Raw genomic sequence first — 17891 nt, forward strand, 5'->3', positions numbered from 1 at the left:
CATTCCAATGTTGTAGACTTCAATGTTCAGAAGGCCTGCTCAATGTCCACCAGCTGCTTATACCCGATGGCGAAATCTTCGGCAGACAAGGTGTCATCCCAGTACGGACCCGTCCTCACTTCCCTTGTTTTATACTGGAACCATGCACAGTTGATCCCGTGCCAGCGTGTCACCGAGATGGTCAAAGCGTTAGTGAACCATTCGATGAGGGCAGGCACGGTCGTGAACATGACGAGACGATGGCTCCCTGTGGTAGAAGCAGCGACCGAAGAGATCGAAACGGCGTTGCTCGCGTCCAAGACGTTACACGTCGATGAAACCAGAACCAGTCTGCGTGTGAACGGGAAGAACCAATGGATGCACGTGGCTTCCACTGCCAAGGCCACCCGATACGGACTGCATCGTTCTCGTGGCAAGCAAGCGACGGACGACATCGGGATCTTGCCGCGGTACAAAGGAACGATGGTGCACGATGCGTATTCGGTGTACCCGATGTACAGAGAGGCGAGCCATGTTTGCCATGCCCATCATCTCCGGGAGCTTCGGGCATATACCGAACTGTACGGCCATTCATAGTCGAAAGAGATGGCCGAAGCGTTGTTGGAGATGAAACAGGCGGTGGAGAACGCGGGCGGAGCTCTACCGGAAGAGGAAGTTCGGTATTGGGAAGCCGTGTACGACGAGCGTCTAGCGAATGGTCGCCGAGAACTCGAGGAGCGTTGCCAACAAGGCAAACACGGCGGCGTCCACCATGCGCAACGTTTCATCCAGCGCCTAGAAAAGCGTAAACAAGAAGCGCTTCTCTTCTTGCGAAAGAAAGAAGTGCCGTTTGACAACAACCAAGCCGAGCGCGATTTGCGGATGGTGAAAGTCAAACCAAAAATTTCTGGAACGTTTCGTCAGGAAGACGATGCCAAGGCTTTCTGTATCATTCGTAGCGTCATTTCTACCCTGCAAAAACACGGAAAGCCGGTGTGGGAATCGTTGCAAAAACTTCTAAGTGGGGAGTCTCTTCAAACGCTTCTCCATTCCTCCTAGGGCGTTTTCGATACCGGAAATGCCCTATTGGTGCTGGATTCTGAAAATCGCGCTAGTATCGGGCTGAATGGATACCTTGATACATACGCACACTTCGATGCTGTTATACCGGAAAGCGAACATCAAATATATCTCAAAGCGTCTTGGCCATAAGGATATAGGGATCACATTGCAAACCTACTCACACATTTTGGACAAGCTGGAACAAGCGGAAAATATGCTCCTCGATCAAATCATGGATGATCTATATCATGCCAAATAGCCGTGCAAAATTCGTGCAAAATTTTTTCGGATTCTATCGTTTTTTTCGGGATTTCCTGAAAATGAAAAACGACCGCAAACGCGGTCGTATCAAGGCTTCCACGACTTTTGGCCGTGGGCTATCGAATTCCAAGGATGCCGATGGTGGGAGTCGAACCCACACGGGGGCTACCCCACACGATTTTGAGTCGTGCTAAAAAACGGCACTAAATGGAATATATTTAAAACTACCGATGTATCAATAGTTTTCCTGCAAGATTTTTTTCTGATTCAAAAAAATTTTCTCATACGACTTTAATTTTTCTTACAATATATCATACATAATTTATCCCCTGTTTTCAATATTAAATTTATGATAATTCACACGTCAAAATAAGCAACCCCGTTCTTGTCAGATCAACATCAATAACCTTCCATTTTTTATTCATCACTTCAAATGTCGAATTGACAGCAAATTTTTCTCTATTCTCTTGCGAATCTTGCATTGTAACAATCACTTGATTCTCTGGCACTCTGATAGGCGCAAAATCGTCTATTTTAAAATTGTATTTGTCAATGATTACAGGAACATTGATTGATACAGTTGGATGACATTCTTCAATCGGCTCTCCGAAATCATTATGCCCAACTATTTCACATACTTCCTGCCCTTCAATTTCAATTACATAATTACAACGTCTCATTAATGCTTTTTTATATAACCCTTCTGTCACATCAGACACAATTAGATAGTTTTTTTTATTGTGTAGAATTAAATTCCCACGTTGAATCGGCTCAAGAGTATGTATATATATGTCCTCATAATCGCCGATTTTTGTATTTGTAATAATTGCTTTTTGCTCGACATTATCTATCGAAACCGTTTCACCGACTGAATCAAGAAGAAATTGAAAATCGGATGTATCAAATGTAAAAGGATTCATTTTTTAACCTCCTTATCAAGTAACATCATAAAAGATGATGTCGCCAAAATGGTAACATCATAAAAAAAGGGGGAATGGATAATCATCCCTCTCACTGCGTGATTTTTCTGTCACTCTGTCGCATTTTACGACAGAGTATTAAGAGTTAAACAACATGAACACTTGCTCTTGTTCATCATCTTTCATACTGCGAATTTTCCGCTCCAGTTGATCTATACGTGCAAGAAGGTTTTCATGAAAGTCGCTAATAGTCATGTCATCGAGTTTGTAGGATTTCATGAGTTTTGGATTATTGGCGATTGATTCGAGGATACTTAAAGCCGTCTTATAAATGTTACGTTTATTGGTTGCACTGGAAGGAACGTATTCATCGTGGGCTTTTAAACAGTTTTCTTCTAAATATACAATCAATTCGTTTTGATCTAATTCAATACCTTTAATCTCAAGCATAAGACGTTGTAAGTTGGTCATATACATCATTTCCTTTCATTTTATTTTTATGGAATGAGTAATCATAGGCAAAGAGAATTTATTTTTAATAGAAACGAGCAATATTTCATCTATGTTAAAAAACGTTGATATATAGGCATTTTTGAAATGTATAGTGGATGTGTGAAAAGTATTGAAAAATCAACGTTTTTGAAAGGTAGAGAATTAAAAGAAGGTCTTCAGAAATTGTAAAAACTATTCGTGCGTGAGTAAAAGCGTTTGCTAGCGCAAATTTTTTCAATTTAGGGGTGTCCTTACTATACAAAATCATGCATATTGTATTCATCGACATAACGTTTTCTAGTTTACATAATAGCCATTATGTTAAACACCATTATTTGACAAATGTTGATTTATCAACGTTTTTCTGTCAAGTAAAATTACTTGATTTTATACCCTATACAGTATATTTTTTCACAAACTTTATGCAAAATACCTTGTGAATCCGCTATATATCAATAATATAACAATGCATAAACTTTGTGAAATATAAGTTTCGATAAAACTTTGGTTTTATCATTTTTTGACACAAATTATACAGTAATTGCATAAAAGATGTATAAAAAAAATCACGTCAAATTGGTCCATTTATACGCCTAATTACGATCAATTTTGGACTTGGCCGCCTGCATGGCCCAACCTTTTTTTAAAATTGGCTTTATGTGCCCATACATAACAGGCGCGTGAAGGCGGATATAGTATTTGTCAACTCAATCACTTGTCACGTTTACATTTTCATTAACACAACATCTTGTGTCTTGTTATCAACTCCACTACTATATGTAGTGTCATTTTCTTCCTTCAACCTCGTAAGTTCCTGCTGAACATCATGTACATATGGATTTTGTTCTAACATCGTATGTATACTAATTCCGCCCATCTCTCTTAATGCTTTCATGTTTTCAATAATTTCTTTATCCGAACTTGGCAACGCATATTGGAATACAAGCCCTAACGAAACAAATTCATCATCTGTAAACGTTACACCTTTATATGCAAGCAATCGTCTAATTCTCTCAAAACGTTGCTCAATACCTTCCCTCATAAATTGTTCATTTTGTACTGCTTTCATCATTGCTAATTGATACAAGATTCTAACTGCTTCAGTTGAGACATTTGAAATATCTGTACGCCCTACCGCAATAGCAGGCATATGTGCTACCGTGTAGAGTGCATTGAGAAGTGTTTCATACAACGTATCAAATGCTTGACTATCGAATTTATTCGATACAAATTCAAAACTTGCCCCATCGTCAAGAACCAATCCAGCACCAATAACATCAGGCAATCCTTCACCTTTTAGTTGCTGTCCTGTAATAACTGGTATACCTGTAATATATTTGTAATAGGCATCGACTGCACGACTAGTTAGATCTTCAAGCGAATCCAAAATGCTAATCCAGTTTTCCAATTCGCTTTTACCTTCATTCTCATTAATTTCATTCATCGTTTTATAAATAATCGGAAGCCCCGATAAATTCGCAAATCTTCCTGTCATTCTCAATTCTCCGCCTTTGTTGTCATATACTTCAACAACATCTTCACTATAAACAATATAATAATCAATTCCATCCACCATATACGCTTGAATGAAGGCGATCATTTCATTCACATCATTCCAAACAGGGAAACCTTCAGTAGCATCTATGAGTTTACTTCTAATTACATTCTTATCTAAATACACATACTCATATACTTGCCCAAATTTTATCATTTTGTCCATAATCCGGTAATTAAGCCGATCATATTTCCCTTGACGATTTATCTTTTGGTATTCTTTTACAATTCTTTCTTTCCCTATAATGGTTACTGGATTTTGTAGCAAAAATGATACTTGGAAATTAGTTAACGTCAACGCATGATTAAGCACAATCTTTCTCGGCACATACTCTTTACCCCCGAATTTTTCATTCGGCTTTTGAAGAATCTTATGTTGCCCGTTTAAATAATTCTTTAAATTCATTACATTCATTACTCTTTGTTGATTTGTTACTGATTGCACTTCCTCAACAAACCAATCCGAACGCCCTTCATATTTTTCTTTTATGTATTCTTTAAGATTCATTCTATACATCCCCTTTCGTAAAAATATAAAAGTCGTCACTATGCAAGTGACGACCAATAAAAAAGGAGTGAATGAAACATTCACCCCTGCGTCATATTAGTCGCACCCCTACAACTCTGATAGTATATGTAAGATTCAGCGTGCAACTCTGTTTTTGACTGTGTCATATGTCATCATCAAATATCAACATAATATTTCGCCTGTTTCATGGCTTGTACACATAATGCCATTGCCATTACCATATCATCATGATAATTATTTCCTTTTTTGTTTCCCATCTTTCCTTTGTTATCTTCTTGGTAAATCTTCATTTCCTCAAGCGTACGTACACATTCAATATTGATATAACCAAGTTCAAACGCCTGTTTTAAATCTTCTATAATTATCGGTTTGGTAATTCTTGTTGTAGTGAAACCTCTTTGCATTTTACGTTTTCCACGTTGGTCAAAAATCTTTTCTTTCATTAAGTTTAAATAGCCATGATCTTTAAAAAGTTTCTCAATAAATGGCAATCCTACGTTATTTCTTTCAACTGCTGTGAAAGCGTAATTGTAAAATCTTAAAAGCGAATTTGCTATTTCAGCCATCTTGTAAACTGGAATGTTGTTTGAATACCAACTTGCAACTTGTTGACCATCAGCGTCAATAATACTAATTGCTGTATAATCGTTGTTACCTCCAGTACCCGATGCAACGTCTACGCCTGCATAGTGTCTTATTTTCGGTTTCGGTAAATGGTAAATGAAAAGATTTTTATTGACATACGGTTTAAGAATATCAGGCAATATGTCATAAACCTCTTTTGTTTCAATTGGAGGAATGACATGTTGCAACCGTTCAATAATCTTTGCAGTATCAAATACACTCTTTGACGTTTCCATAAACGCTTCATCTGGTGTCGTTGGAAACTCACGTCTAAATTTTTCAAGGGAATTTGTCGCTATGTAATATCTACGAAACATCAACTGACGATATGTAGCACCGTATTTATCTCTTAAAACCTTTTCATCGTGATCTAAATCCTCATAAGTCATTCGTCTACCGTTGTTATTCGCTTTAAACCACGCTTCCGCCTCATCGAATGTATGGCGGAATTGCTGAATATACGCTTTTGCCAGCCATGAGTAGAAATGCGCTTTCCAAACACTCTCTTTATCTCTATACGCTTTCATGAACATTTCTTGATAGGTATTGTAACCATAAGCAGTTGATTCAATAATGATTGCACTGGATTCGTTCTTTGCTAATGCAGGAATACACGTTGCAATGATTTCCTCTTGTACGTCATGCGGATACTTCGCCATTTCTGAAAGATGTATTAATTGGAATGAATTTCCCGAAATAGCATCTTCTCCTTGCGCAGTTGCGATGATGATTCGACTGCCATTGTCTAAATACAACTCATCCCTATTATTAAGAAGTGCTTTAGGGAATATATTACCATACTTCTCATGCGGTAAATTCTTATACATCTTTTTCAATTTCACGAATAAACTTTTTGAAACAGAAGCATGATGTGTCATGATGATATAGTTTGTATCGGGCTTGGTACATGCTGAATAAAGCATGTATGCAAGAGATAGAGTAGTAAATCCTATTTGCATTTACCTTCGTGCAAGTTCGCTACGCTTGCACCGTCCATTACGGACTGCTCTACATTGCTGTAGAGATGAGACCATATCATATACTTGTCTTATGACAAGTATCCCCCCGTTTCGAGTGCCAATCGCTTGCACCCTACGAGCAAACGCTCTGGTCGTTACACCTTCCCAACATATGTGTCTCTCGACATGATATGTGGGCTTGGCTCGGTGTTGTCCCTGTGGGAGTTTCACCGAATTAGAGGGGTTAAAGTATGCCATCGCTGACATACTGCGCCATTTATTAACGCCCTTTTAGGATTATATTGTACTTTGACATCTCATTCATGAATTGTTCCTGCTCTGGATTCAAAATAAAAGGCACTGTATTGCCAAAGTTATCAACGATTTTTATAAAATTTTTCGCAAAGAGTTTAAAATCGTTCATAATGATTTTTAACTTTGCTTCTTTTGTTAATTTTTTAGTCACGATCTCACCTCCTGTAAACAAAAAAGAGTGTCATTTATGACACTCCTTAAAACCGACATATTGTCTATTTTAAATTTCTAGATCGTCATCCTCTTCTTCTTGCACTTCTTCTTGTTTTGTTTTATTACTCCGATTCATCTCTTTTTGAAGTTGTGTCATGTCTTTATGTAATTGCAAAAAGAGTTTCACGGCTTTTTCATCGCCTTGTTTTGCCTTTTCTGAAACAACATCATATATTGCTTCAAGGTCTCGTTGCATTTTGCCACGCATATAAATCAAGTACAATTCAAAATACTCATCCGTTTGTTCCCAATTGTGAAACGTTGTGAAAGTACGTCTATCCGCCCATTTCAAAAATTCTTCATCTGTCATGGCCAAAATATGTGCATTTTTAGGTGTCCGTATTTGAAACTTTCGCATAAAGTACGCTCTTTTGCGCCAGTCCACTTTTTCAAGTGCTTTGTGTATGCCTTGATTTCTCATTTTATCTCCTCCTTTTTTGTCTGACAATAAAAAATGAACTAGCAAAATGCTAGTCCATTAATCTAATTCATCAAGAAAACTTAAATCATCGTCATCATTATATACTTTTCGTTTTTTCTCTATTTCATCAAGGAATTGCAATAATCTCGATTGACGGTCTTGCTGTTCTTTCTGTTCCTCTTCTCTTTTCTTTTCATCCTTTTCCCATTCTTCCATAACAATAGTAGCAATATCAATTATTTCTCTTTCTTTTTTCTTCTTACTAATAACTTTCTTTTCTTCTTTTCGTTCAGGAAAAAATTCATCAAATACTTGATCTTTAATTTCTTCACATTTTGACAATGTAAGCATTTCACATGTTTTCACATGCTCGATATAAAGTTCCCATCCTCTATGAATCATATCTGGACGATTTTCGTATCCAAGTATGCCGTTTTCATATATGGTAGGTTGAAAAATTTGTATTTCTACTTCTGTTTCAAGATGTTGCCCATAATACGAATAGAAAATACAATCAACCTCATTCACATCAATCGTATCAATATTCTTTTCATCAACCGCAACAATAGTGCCATCTTTTAACCGCACCGCATTTGTCATTTGTTTCAGCATTTCTCTTTCTTGCTTCCGTTTTTCATCTTTTACTTTCTCTTGTGCTTCTTTCATTAGTGATTCAACTATATATTTCCCTTTTTCATTTTTGCTAATTGCATTAATTCTAAACTCTGCCTGCTTTTTCAATTTCTCGTCATTTGTTGTGAGATAAATATAAAAATCATCAACTGTCAATTCCGAACCTTTTACATACCAATTATGCTCTCTTTCCTCTTGCTTATTGTTTGTATTTGTAGTATCATTTTCTTGTACAATTTGAACGGTTTCTTTAGATGATGTTGCTGATGTTTCAGTGACATCTTTTTCTTTTTGCTCAACTTTTTGAATATAGTATCTATTCTTCTCTTGTTTTTTCTGATTGCTTCGTATTTCTTCATCTGTGTATCCTCCGATTTTCTTATAAATAATCCCACGTTTACAAACATCTTCAATCATTTCTATTGCGGTTTTTCTCGAAACATTAAGTATACTTGCCCAGTCATTATAAGACGCTTCAAAACCATTTAATTTTTGGTAACGTGCCACACAGAAATAAATATAGCAATCAGTTGCATTTTTAAATGAACGGAATTTTTCATATGAAATGTTTTCAAATCCTTTTGCTTCAATTTCTTTAAATGTAATATATAAAGCAGTATTATTTTTAAGTTGATCGGCTTCAAATGAAATAATACCTTTTTGTTTTAAATTCAATAAGCAATTCATAATGATTTTTTTATTGTTGGATTCTTTGTTGCTAAAAGAAATATTTAATGTCTGATTAATTAAATCAACACTGGTTAATACATATTCTTCATATGTTCTATTTGTGTAAAGATAGCAATAAATATAAAATTCATCTTGTGTTAATTTATATTGTGAAGAATAATCAGCAAATGAATTATAACATTTAATAAACATATACAATTTCCCCTTTCTTGATTAATTTTAATTATTGAATAACTAATTTTGAATAACTACTTACTTAAAACTAAACAGAAAACTTACTCAACTATCCTTCTATGTAAGTAAGTTTTCTCTGTATTTATAGTATTCTATGTATTACAGTGTAAATTTCGTCATTTTTTTGCCGAAAATTACACCACCCCTAGTGTAAATATCGGCAAAATTTTTCCGATTTTTACACCACCCTAGTGTAATTTTGGGAAAAATTTTTCCGTTTTTTACACTAGTGTATTTTCCGTCACTTTTTTGCCCGATTTTACACTAGCATGATATTCTTTGATCGCTCGATTTAGTTCATCCGTTACAGGAAAAAGATAGAATTTTTTCAGTGTTCTGTCTGCATATGCTTTCGTAATGTATTCAATATTCTTTTTATATCGCAAAAAATCAGCCAGTCGTTTGTCATAGCAAAAGAAGTATTTTTTAGCCATTTCTGATTACCTCCTAGCAAAGTGTTGTATATTTCATTTTTCTTGTTCCAGTAAGCGCAAATGAAATTAAATTCGGTATCTGATCTTTTGATTGAATTTGATATGTGTAAGCGTCTTGTGTTTTGAATTGTGCCAGTAAACTAAATTGCTTATTAGGTAACTCTATCGGAAAATCAAAAAACCCTTGCAACTCTGCAAGGGCTATATCTGTTTCTAAATATCCTTCATTATTCAATTTAATTTTTGATTTAAGATTGTACTTTTGTTGAATATGTAAATAATCGGCTTTTGTTGTTTCGTTGAGTAAATCAATCAATTCATCAAAACCAAGCAAATGTAAATATGTATTATGTACTTTTCTAAACTTGTTAGAATAATGACCTAAAAATGATGAATCAATTGCAAGAAGAATCATTTTCCCTTCTTTTGTTGCTGGTAAAGGTAAATCATAAAAACTCCACATGGTTAATGTTGTGGACATTGCATATTTCTTTGTGTAGTTTCCTGCATGTACCTTCAATAAAGCGTTAACATTTGCTGTAAGAGGATTTACATAGTCATTTTCATTAATTCTTACAACATGATTACACCAAGATTTTCCTTTATGCAATGCTAAATCAATCCCAATTGCCTTCCGTTTATCTTCTTTATCAGCAACGAATATATTTCCAAAATCATAAAAGTAATTAATTTCATTTCCTTTTACATATTTTTCAATAGCACAACCTACAAGCGAATCCAAATCATCTGTTAAAATAAGTGTATTTTGTTTTGGTGTATAGTCCGAACACCAAGCAGGGAATAGTTCTCTAATTTCTTTCTTCATCTAGTTCAAGTGAAGAGAAGAGAACACTCCCACAACTCCTTAAAACAAAACAGTAAAACAACAATATAAAACGTCAATAAACCACTCACTGCCATTAAGCAATGAGTTTCCTCCTTTTATTCCGTTGAGATTTTTGTTGGAATAAAAGGAGTGTGGTTTATGACGTGTTCCGCAAATTCTCTTTCACTCTTTCACCTCCATTTTCTTTTTTTTTGGATAAAACGTGAATTTTATTTTTCATCTATATAGCGTCTATAAAGTTCAACTTTCTCTTTAGACATGCCACATTCTCCACGTTCATAGCGACTTAATAGAGATTGCGAGCAGTTCAATACTTGTGCTAGTTCCTTTTGTGAAATCTTCTTTTTCCTGCGTTTGAGTAAATACTCATCACGCAATTTGATATTCATCTCCTTCACCTCCAATCAAAAATATGAGTAAATTTTTTATAAAAAAAGAGGACACAAGCATTAAGCAAGTGTCCCCTTTTTGGCTCTATGTATTTAATTATTCAGTAACCGTAACAACTGCAACTGCTTTCGGGCTAGCAACCTTAAGTGTTGCTTCTGCAATTACTTGCCCTTTTACACTGTCGCCTGTTTTTGCCAATGGCTCGAATGCAGGTTCGCGGAGATACACAAGATTAATATACGCATCATTGAAGAAAATTGCTTTGTCGGCTGGTACATGTTTAGAAAGTACTAAATTAACAGTGCCGTAATTAGTTTCAATCGAATCAACAACTAAACCGAAATTTGTAGTTTTATGCTGGTAGTTGTAACGATCTTTATAAATTGCGTCAATTTGTTCTTTAATATCGGCATTTAGTAATGCATAATATGTACCTTCTGCAAGATCTTGTTCCCAGAGTTTACGCATTACTTGTTTTACATCATCTTCTGTAACTGTGCCTTTTACATTAACCGCATTTGCTGGATCTGCAAATTCAATTAATCCTGCCATTTGACGTTTATATGGAGCAGTAGAACCATCATTTTTAATCCCGTTAATTAGTTTTTTCTCAATATTCACTTTAAGTTCAAGCAAACGGTCATTTACTTCGTTTGCAAATTGTGTAGATTGCATAGCGATAGCAGTACCGCTTACACTTACACCCTTTTTGAAAATTTCGAGCACGTTATTGAGTTCTCTGCGTCCGCTCTCAACAAATACAGTTGTATCCTCACCCTCAACTGCTGAAATATCTTCATCATGAGAAAGTGTTTTTTCACGCCATGTGTAAATTGTGGATGTTGCTTTTTCAGTATTTCCTTTAGCCAAAAGCGAAGTTAAAGGAGTTGCTTGTACCCCAATAACCGCAATTTCTTTTGAAAGATTAACAAGTTCAGCATTTGTATAGTTTGTAGATTTGAACATATTATCATCCTCCTATTAATTATGGAATAATTTAGAAAGTTTAACTGCGATCATGCCAGCAACATTTTTTTCTTTTTCATATTTTGAGTATTCATCTGTTTTGGCATGGTCAGCAGGAATATAACCAGTAGAAACTTTAATATTATTCACAATTTGTGTTAATGTTTTAATTGTTTCATTTAATTCTTTTTCATCAGAAACTTTGACGATTGAAGCAAACTGTTCAAGTCCTGCTTCTTTTAACGCCAATTTTACTTCCTTCTGCCATAACTCTTGCTGTTTCGCTTCAATCTCTTTTTGTTTTTCTGCTTCTTGTGAAAGCATTTGCTCCATTTTCTCCATCTTTGAAACGAGTTCAAGATATGTTTTCATGTCTACTGTTTGTTGTTGATCTTGTTGTTGATCTTGCTGTTGAGTTTGATCTTGTTGTTGGTCTTGAGTTGTTTCAGTTTGAGTAACTTTTTTATCATCCATTAATATCTACCTCCATTTTCATTTTGAGAATTGAATTTTTACCGAATCCCTAACGAGAATCGGCTTATTATTGTAAATTCCCGAAAACTCAAAGATAATTTCACTTTGATTCATCGGGAGTACATAATCAAAACAAAAAATCCCCACATTCTCTTTGTGGGAATCATCTAAAATAAATTCTTCAATCAATTGTTTATTAATGTCATAGATAGATAATTTCACATCTTTCGGCTCAACTGCTGTGCCATCAAACGTTTTAAAATGACATTTCAATCTAACTGTATCGCCTGCCAGTGCCATCATATCACCTCCACACTGGAAGGATTTTCGATTGCGTATGTATTAGATAAATTTTCTTCATGATGAATATAAGCATATATTTTCAATATTTCTTTTTTCGTCTGACAATAAATATTCGTTTGAATCGGCTTTGTGAAAATAAAAATATTTCTATCTTCATTTTTTGTAAGCGTTTGATTTTGCTTTATAACCGTTTCAAAACGGATAGGTAATATAAAACTATTCACTGATACAAATTCACGTCTATGACGATTTACAAGCGTCTGAATGTGTTTTGTGTATGAAGTAACTTCCCGACTCTCTTTTTTCGCTTGTGTTTGCAGTTGTACAGAAGATGAAATGTGTTTTGCGTATGATACAGTTTCCCGATTTTCTTTTTTTGATTGTGTGCTTCTATTAGTATTAGAAGTTATTTTTTTAACATATGAAATGACTTCAATATACATAAAAAATCACCGCCTTAATTAAGCGGTTTGTTGCGGTACTTGAATTTTAACGTTCAATGTCAACTCATCTTGTGCAGTTTTAAATGTGAAAGGCGTAAATGTTTCTTCTGTCATGATTCTATTTTGAGTATCTAATACTTGAATTTTTTGCACCGTTGAAGGAATAGAAACATTAGCACCAGTGATTTTTAATGAGATTTCTAAAACTGGATTCGATTCAACTTCGACTTGTTCAGTGATTGGCTCACCGAAATCGTTAACGCCTGTTACCCTTTCTTCTTTAGATCTTGTATGTGCCCATCTTGCTTTAGTGCCATCAATCGTTGTTGAGAAAATTTGTTTATTAGAAGCATCTAACAATACAATCTTATTCCAATTTTTTACGATATGCTCACGAATAGAAATGTAACCATTTGACTGAATTTCAGCCATTCATTGACACCTCCAATTTCTCAATTTTTTGCTCAATTCGTTCGATTGCTTGAACGATACGTTCTTGTGCTTCATTTTGCTTTTCGATTTGTGCGAGAAGTTTCTGTTCACGTTCTTTTGCTTCTTTTCGTGTATCAATCAGCAACCAAACGAAAAGTACACCAAATACACCGTTTGAAACAAATTGCTCAATTGGAATAGATGTTAAATCCATTTTGTCAACGCCTCCTTTCCAAAAAGATTAAAAAATATGAGTAAAAAAGAGATAAAAAAAGAGAGTAGGCAAAAAGCCCACTCCGTAAAGAAAATGGAGGCGAAAAAGCGAAAGAACCTGTGAAAATGGCAATTGACGCAAATCACAAAAGAATCTCGTATTGTGAAGGAAGGAGATACCCTTCATTGAATGTCGATCATGTCGGCACTCAATGAAAAATACCTCCTCATCTTTATATATTTCCTTTAAAGGTTTATTTTTACCGATTTTTTACCCAAAATTATTTACAATTTATTAAAGTCAACTTTTTTTTAAAATAGCCCTCTCATATATAATGACATTTTTTAATAAAGTCAACCTTTTTCCCTTTCATATATAGCGACATATTTTAATAAATAAGGGCAATTCAATATTTTTCCCTTCATAAATAGGGACATTTTTTAATAAATACATGTAAATTTTTATCATTTTACCCACATGAAATTTTATAGTATCCATAATATAGGTTTTTTACGGAAAATTTTTTACGATTTTTCCTTAAATTATCGCATTTTTTACAGATTGACTGTTTACCTTCCTTAGTAGACCATTATCTCAAAATTGGCTTCAGACCGCATGGCTCTAGGGCTCAAGGTAATTTTCAGAAAATTTATTTTTCTAGAGAAGCGTAAAAAATCCTAGTGACTCTAGGCATTTTAGTGATCTTCTAAACCGTTTCATTTTCTCGCTACCAATTTACCTTCCTTTGTAGGCAATTATCTCATTTTATGAGAAATTCAAATATCATTGATATTATTGAATTTTTTATACTTAAGTGGAACGCTGAGTTTTTACCTTATGTATATAGTAATAATTCAAGTATTTATTTTGTCACTTTTTCGTCACTCTATATATATAAGTAATATTTCAAGTATTTTTGACAGTTTTTCCTTAAAAGTATATACCCCTCTATAATATATAAGGCGAAATGAAAAATTTTTAGGATTTTTCGTCACTCTATATATAAGTAATAATTCAAGTATTTATTTTGACAGTTTTTTTACGAACCCTCTATATATAGTAATTTTTCAAGGGTGATTTTTGACAAATTTTCCTTAAACATCCCTCACTATATTTCATACTACAAAAAATTCTTAATTTCTCCCATTTTTTTGACGTAATTTAAGCATCTTCACATACAATACGCATATATTCTGCATCAAGCATATTATTCACGATTCCCCAGAAATAGCCGAAAATGTTCCGCACTTTGCGCCCACGTTTTATATTACGTACCAATTGTTTAAATGAATCAATAGCCAACGTAATACGATCATTCTGCGTATAATACAAAAGTTTCCGTGTTTGGATATGAATTATTTTCCAAAACTCTTCAATCGTCTTATAGTCGTCATAAAAACACTTCACAAGATCACGAAATTCGACTGGTACTCTATTACTTGTGAATGAAGCGTCTAATTGTGAATATTGTGGATATTTTTTATCGCTACGTTTATCTATAACATCTTGATTGTTAGTTTCTAAAAGATTGCTAGTTTCATATGCTCCGTCAATTTTCGTATTTTCTGCTACGTCAATTGTAGAAGAAATAGAAACATTTTGCGACTGGTAGCGTTGAAATACATAGACATTGTGTGCTTGTTTGCCGTTTTTGAATGTATTGTAGACGACAATTAAACCGAATTGTTTTGCTTTCCGCAACATACGTTCAAATGTAGAACGAGAAATTTCTTGACCTGCTTCATGACATGCCGATACAATAGTTGCGATCTTCGCATTACAAACGCCAGCGACTTTTGCTGAAAAGCGAATAAGACGCTTTAATGCGATCAATTCCGATTTAGTGAATTTAGATTTTAAATCAATCATCCATTGTTCGATGTTGTTGTTAAAATCATTTAAATCACGAAATTGTGACAAATGCTTAAATTGCTCAATGTTACCTGCTTTCATAAAAAATATGCCCCCTATGGTATATTTTTAGGGCATACTCAATACACAAACACCTTGCCTATTTTTTAAAAATGGTGTATGCTTAACTTAACGGAGTTTATATTGAGTATGCCTTATTTTATTGGGAGTGATGTTGGCGCATCACTCCCGATTTTTTTGTTACTGTGCAAAATTCAATGCTTCAAACGCCTGTTGTGCATCTTGAAGTGCTTGCTCTTGGAATGACGTATCTTTACCTTCACGCTTTGCTTGTTCAATATCTTTGCGAATGTGCTGCATATGTGAATATAGCGCAACTTTTATTGTGACGAGTTCGTTTTCAGTGAGTTTTAATATTTTCATCATGCTACCTCCTTCTTCTACTTGAAAACACATTTTCAATAGGCGAAAATGTTTTATGCTTTTCGACTACATCATCAGAAAATAGATTGACGTATTGTTTCACCATTTCCATTGACGAATGACCTAGAACCGCTTGGAGTTCAAATATTCCAGCGCCCGCTTCAACGGAAAGTCGTGCAAAGGTGTGTCTGAATTTATGGCAAGTCGCATGGATACCACATTTCTTGCCATAGGATTCAATTTGCGCCTGCATTTGACGTTTGGTTAAAGGAGTGTCATCAATCGAAACAAATAGATAATCATGATCTAATACGCCACGAATGGATAAATATTTTTTTAATTGCTCTTTCATTTGTTTTTGAATCGGTACATATCGTTGCCTATAACCTTTTGTATTTTGGATAAGGATTCGGGAACGTTGAAAATCTATGTCTCCTAATCGAATCCCCACACATTCACTTGCTCGTATTCCTGTTTCAAGTAAAAGCATCATAATTGTTAAATCCCTTACACCAGTAAACGTTCTTAAATTCGGCTGTTTAAAGAGGATATGAATTTCTTCTTTTGTAAAAGTCGGCACTGCTTTCTTTCGGTCTTTGAGTAATTTAATTTCATGAAAAGGATTTTGTTTTTTAGAAATGATTTTTTCACGTTCAAGAAAATTGAAGAATGCCCTTAACGAGCGAAGTCGAGTATTGATCGTTACCGTTTTACAATTTTTCTGATTCTTCATATACAAAATGACATTCTGTTTAATGATTTCGGGTGTCATTCTGTAAATATTAACTTCAATTTCTTGTTCACGAAGAATCTTATAGAATACCGATAATTCATTTCTGTAATACTGAATTGTTTGAGGGCGACAATTCCGTATTTCGCAATCTTCAAGGAATTTTTCTAACGCTATTTGAAAATCAATAGCATCAGATTGGATATAGTTTGTGTGCATTTCAAAAATTTCATCAGGGGATAAATTATTATTACGCCTTGCCAAAATATCACCCTTTCAGCAAGTCGTATGAGGAATACTGAATCAGATTTTTCAATGGGGAATCGTATGAGGATAAAATAAAAAAGGATTCCCACATCTTGCAGGAATCCTTGATACATCAGTTTTTCGATGCCGATGGTGGGAGTCGAACCCACACGGGGGGCTACCCCACACGATTTTGAGTCGTGCGCGTCTGCCAGTTCCGCCACATCGGCGCGACATCTACCATTATATCTTCTTAACTTTTGTTTGTCAATAAAAATTTATTCATTAGATGGAGGCGGCACCCGGATTCGAACCGGGGGTAAAGGTTTTGCAGACCTCTGCCTTACCACTTGGCTATGCCGCCCTAGTCAAAAGCGGAAGACGGGACTCGAACCCGCGACCCCCACCTTGGCAAGGTGGTGTTCTACCGCTGAACTACTTCCGCAACATTGGCTGGGGTAGCTGGATTCGAACCAACGCATCACGGAGTCAAAGTCCGTTGCCTTACCGCTTGGCTATACCCCAATGCCATTTTTCAAGGGCGACTAGTGGGAATCGAACCCACGCATGCCAGAGCCACAATCTGGTGCGTTAACCACTTCGCCATAGTCGCCATGATAAGAGTGGCAGGGGCAGTAGGAATCGAACCCACACCGGAGGTTTTGGAGACCTCTGTTCTACCATTAAACTATGCCCCTTTGTTTAAATGGTGGAGGGGGACGGATTCGAACCGCCGAACCCAAAGGGAGCGGATTTACAGTCCGCCGCGTTTAGCCACTTCGCTACCCCTCCAAGAATGGTGCCGACTGCAGGACTTGAACCCGCAACCTACTGATTACGATTCAGTTGCTCTACCAATTGAGCTAAGTCGGCATAATACGGATCAAAAAATGAACAGGTTCATTCTTAATATTTCATGGTGGCTCGGGACGGAATCGAACCGCCGACACAAGGATTTTCAGTCCTTTGCTCTACCGACTGAGCTACCGAGCCGTATGTTATTTTTTAACTCGCTCGTTGATTGCTCTATGCCTCTTCCTCTACCAGCTGATTCAAAAATGATCGATGCGTCGAGGCAACTCGCAGCAAACTCGATTATGCTGATGCTCGTCTCTACCGACTGAACTGCCTTATCCTTACTTTACCTAATTAAAGATGGCGGTCCCGACGGGACTCGAACCCGCGATCTCCTGCGTGACAGGCAGGCATGTTAACCACTACACTACGGGAC

General features: G+C 35.6%; 19 protein-coding genes, 10 tRNA genes and 2 pseudogenes. 2 read left to right on the top strand and 29 right to left on the bottom strand.

Features of this window, described 5'->3' with window-relative positions; translation table 11 throughout:
- Positions 1-99: 99 nt before the first annotated feature.
- A pseudogene (locus B4113_RS18900) lies at positions 100-1038 on the top strand (IS66 family transposase); the annotation flags it as partial.
- A gap of 67 nt (positions 1039-1105) precedes the next feature.
- A pseudogene (locus B4113_RS21215) lies at positions 1106-1300 on the top strand (site-specific integrase); the annotation flags it as partial.
- A gap of 135 nt (positions 1301-1435) precedes the next feature.
- Here the strand turns inward: B4113_RS21215 and B4113_RS19570 are convergent.
- From B4113_RS19570 to B4113_RS11620, 29 genes are all read right to left on the bottom strand, one after another.
- Positions 1436-1504 (bottom strand) — tRNA-OTHER (locus B4113_RS19570).
- 145 nt (positions 1505-1649) lie between these two features.
- On the bottom strand, positions 1650-2222 hold the full coding sequence (locus tag B4113_RS11485) for a hypothetical protein (RefSeq protein WP_061912511.1): 573 nt from the start codon (positions 2220-2222) through the stop codon (positions 1650-1652).
- A gap of 138 nt (positions 2223-2360) precedes the next feature.
- Complete coding sequence (locus B4113_RS11490; RefSeq protein ID WP_061912512.1) at positions 2361-2693, bottom strand: hypothetical protein; 333 nt, start codon at positions 2691-2693, stop codon at positions 2361-2363.
- Positions 2694-3438: 745 nt separating this feature from the next.
- Positions 3439-4776, bottom strand: coding sequence for a phage portal protein (locus tag B4113_RS11495; protein ID WP_235597998.1), 1338 nt, complete (start codon positions 4774-4776; stop codon positions 3439-3441).
- 176 nt (positions 4777-4952) lie between these two features.
- Positions 4953-6263 (bottom strand): DNA packaging protein, encoded by a 1311-nt coding sequence (locus B4113_RS11500; RefSeq protein ID WP_235597999.1) that lies wholly within the window; start codon positions 6261-6263, stop codon positions 4953-4955.
- A gap of 397 nt (positions 6264-6660) precedes the next feature.
- Positions 6661-6846, bottom strand: coding sequence for a hypothetical protein (locus B4113_RS11505; protein WP_235598000.1), 186 nt, complete (start codon positions 6844-6846; stop codon positions 6661-6663).
- A gap of 69 nt (positions 6847-6915) precedes the next feature.
- Positions 6916-7329, bottom strand: coding sequence for a hypothetical protein (locus tag B4113_RS11510; RefSeq protein ID WP_061912514.1), 414 nt, complete (start codon positions 7327-7329; stop codon positions 6916-6918).
- A gap of 57 nt (positions 7330-7386) precedes the next feature.
- On the bottom strand, positions 7387-8844 hold the full coding sequence (locus B4113_RS11515) for a hypothetical protein (protein ID WP_061912515.1): 1458 nt from the start codon (positions 8842-8844) through the stop codon (positions 7387-7389).
- A 263-nt stretch (positions 8845-9107) separates the two neighbouring features.
- Positions 9108-9320 carry a hypothetical protein gene (locus B4113_RS11520; protein WP_061912516.1) on the bottom strand — a complete coding sequence of 71 codons (213 nt, stop codon included), beginning with the start codon at positions 9318-9320 and terminating at the stop codon, positions 9108-9110.
- 13 nt (positions 9321-9333) lie between these two features.
- On the bottom strand, positions 9334-10146 hold the full coding sequence (locus B4113_RS11525) for a hypothetical protein (protein WP_235598001.1): 813 nt from the start codon (positions 10144-10146) through the stop codon (positions 9334-9336).
- 230 nt (positions 10147-10376) lie between these two features.
- Complete coding sequence (locus B4113_RS11530; protein ID WP_061912517.1) at positions 10377-10556, bottom strand: helix-turn-helix domain-containing protein; 180 nt, start codon at positions 10554-10556, stop codon at positions 10377-10379.
- A gap of 97 nt (positions 10557-10653) precedes the next feature.
- Complete coding sequence (locus B4113_RS11535) at positions 10654-11523, bottom strand: DUF5309 domain-containing protein (protein ID WP_061912518.1); 870 nt, start codon at positions 11521-11523, stop codon at positions 10654-10656.
- Between the two features lie 15 nt (positions 11524-11538).
- The gene (locus tag B4113_RS11540) at positions 11539-11997 is read right to left on the bottom strand and encodes a hypothetical protein (RefSeq protein WP_061912519.1); all 459 of its coding nucleotides are present in this window, start codon (positions 11995-11997) and stop codon (positions 11539-11541) included.
- Positions 11998-12015: 18 nt separating this feature from the next.
- Positions 12016-12297: a hypothetical protein gene (locus tag B4113_RS11545; protein ID WP_061912520.1), complete on the bottom strand. Its 282-nt coding sequence runs from the start codon at positions 12295-12297 to the stop codon at positions 12016-12018.
- Positions 12297-12743, bottom strand: coding sequence for a hypothetical protein (locus tag B4113_RS11550; RefSeq protein ID WP_061912521.1), 447 nt, complete (start codon positions 12741-12743; stop codon positions 12297-12299). The genes B4113_RS11545 and B4113_RS11550 overlap by 1 nt, the downstream gene beginning before the upstream one ends.
- An 18-nt stretch (positions 12744-12761) precedes the next feature.
- The gene (locus tag B4113_RS11555) at positions 12762-13175 is read right to left on the bottom strand and encodes a hypothetical protein (protein WP_061912522.1); all 414 of its coding nucleotides are present in this window, start codon (positions 13173-13175) and stop codon (positions 12762-12764) included.
- A complete protein-coding gene (locus B4113_RS11560; RefSeq protein ID WP_061912523.1) occupies positions 13168-13389 on the bottom strand; it encodes a BhlA/UviB family holin-like peptide in 222 nt (73 codons plus the stop codon). The genes B4113_RS11555 and B4113_RS11560 overlap by 8 nt, the downstream gene beginning before the upstream one ends.
- A 1161-nt stretch (positions 13390-14550) precedes the next feature.
- The gene (locus B4113_RS11565) at positions 14551-15342 is read right to left on the bottom strand and encodes a hypothetical protein (RefSeq protein WP_061912524.1); all 792 of its coding nucleotides are present in this window, start codon (positions 15340-15342) and stop codon (positions 14551-14553) included.
- A gap of 159 nt (positions 15343-15501) precedes the next feature.
- Positions 15502-15684: a hypothetical protein gene (locus B4113_RS11570; protein ID WP_235598002.1), complete on the bottom strand. Its 183-nt coding sequence runs from the start codon at positions 15682-15684 to the stop codon at positions 15502-15504.
- A gap of 4 nt (positions 15685-15688) precedes the next feature.
- Positions 15689-16678, bottom strand: coding sequence for a tyrosine-type recombinase/integrase (locus B4113_RS11575; protein ID WP_061912526.1), 990 nt, complete (start codon positions 16676-16678; stop codon positions 15689-15691).
- A gap of 127 nt (positions 16679-16805) precedes the next feature.
- Positions 16806-16890, bottom strand: a tRNA-Leu gene (locus B4113_RS11580).
- A gap of 60 nt (positions 16891-16950) precedes the next feature.
- Positions 16951-17024, bottom strand: a tRNA-Cys gene (locus B4113_RS11585).
- 9 nt (positions 17025-17033) lie between these two features.
- Positions 17034-17105 (bottom strand) — tRNA-Gly (locus B4113_RS11590).
- A gap of 5 nt (positions 17106-17110) precedes the next feature.
- A tRNA-Gln gene (locus B4113_RS11595) sits at positions 17111-17185 on the bottom strand.
- Between the two features lie 15 nt (positions 17186-17200).
- Positions 17201-17273: transfer RNA gene (locus tag B4113_RS11600), tRNA-His, on the bottom strand.
- Positions 17274-17284: 11 nt separating this feature from the next.
- Positions 17285-17358: transfer RNA gene (locus tag B4113_RS11605), tRNA-Trp, on the bottom strand.
- 9 nt (positions 17359-17367) lie between these two features.
- A tRNA-Tyr gene (locus tag B4113_RS11610) sits at positions 17368-17452 on the bottom strand.
- A gap of 5 nt (positions 17453-17457) precedes the next feature.
- A tRNA-Thr gene (locus tag B4113_RS11615) sits at positions 17458-17533 on the bottom strand.
- A gap of 44 nt (positions 17534-17577) precedes the next feature.
- A tRNA-Phe gene (locus B4113_RS11620) sits at positions 17578-17653 on the bottom strand.
- Positions 17654-17891 lie beyond the last annotated feature (238 nt).

Origin of the sequence: Geobacillus sp. B4113_201601 (genome assembly GCF_001587475.1) — a bacterium.
GTDB lineage: Bacteria > Bacillota > Bacilli > Bacillales > Anoxybacillaceae > Geobacillus > Geobacillus icigianus.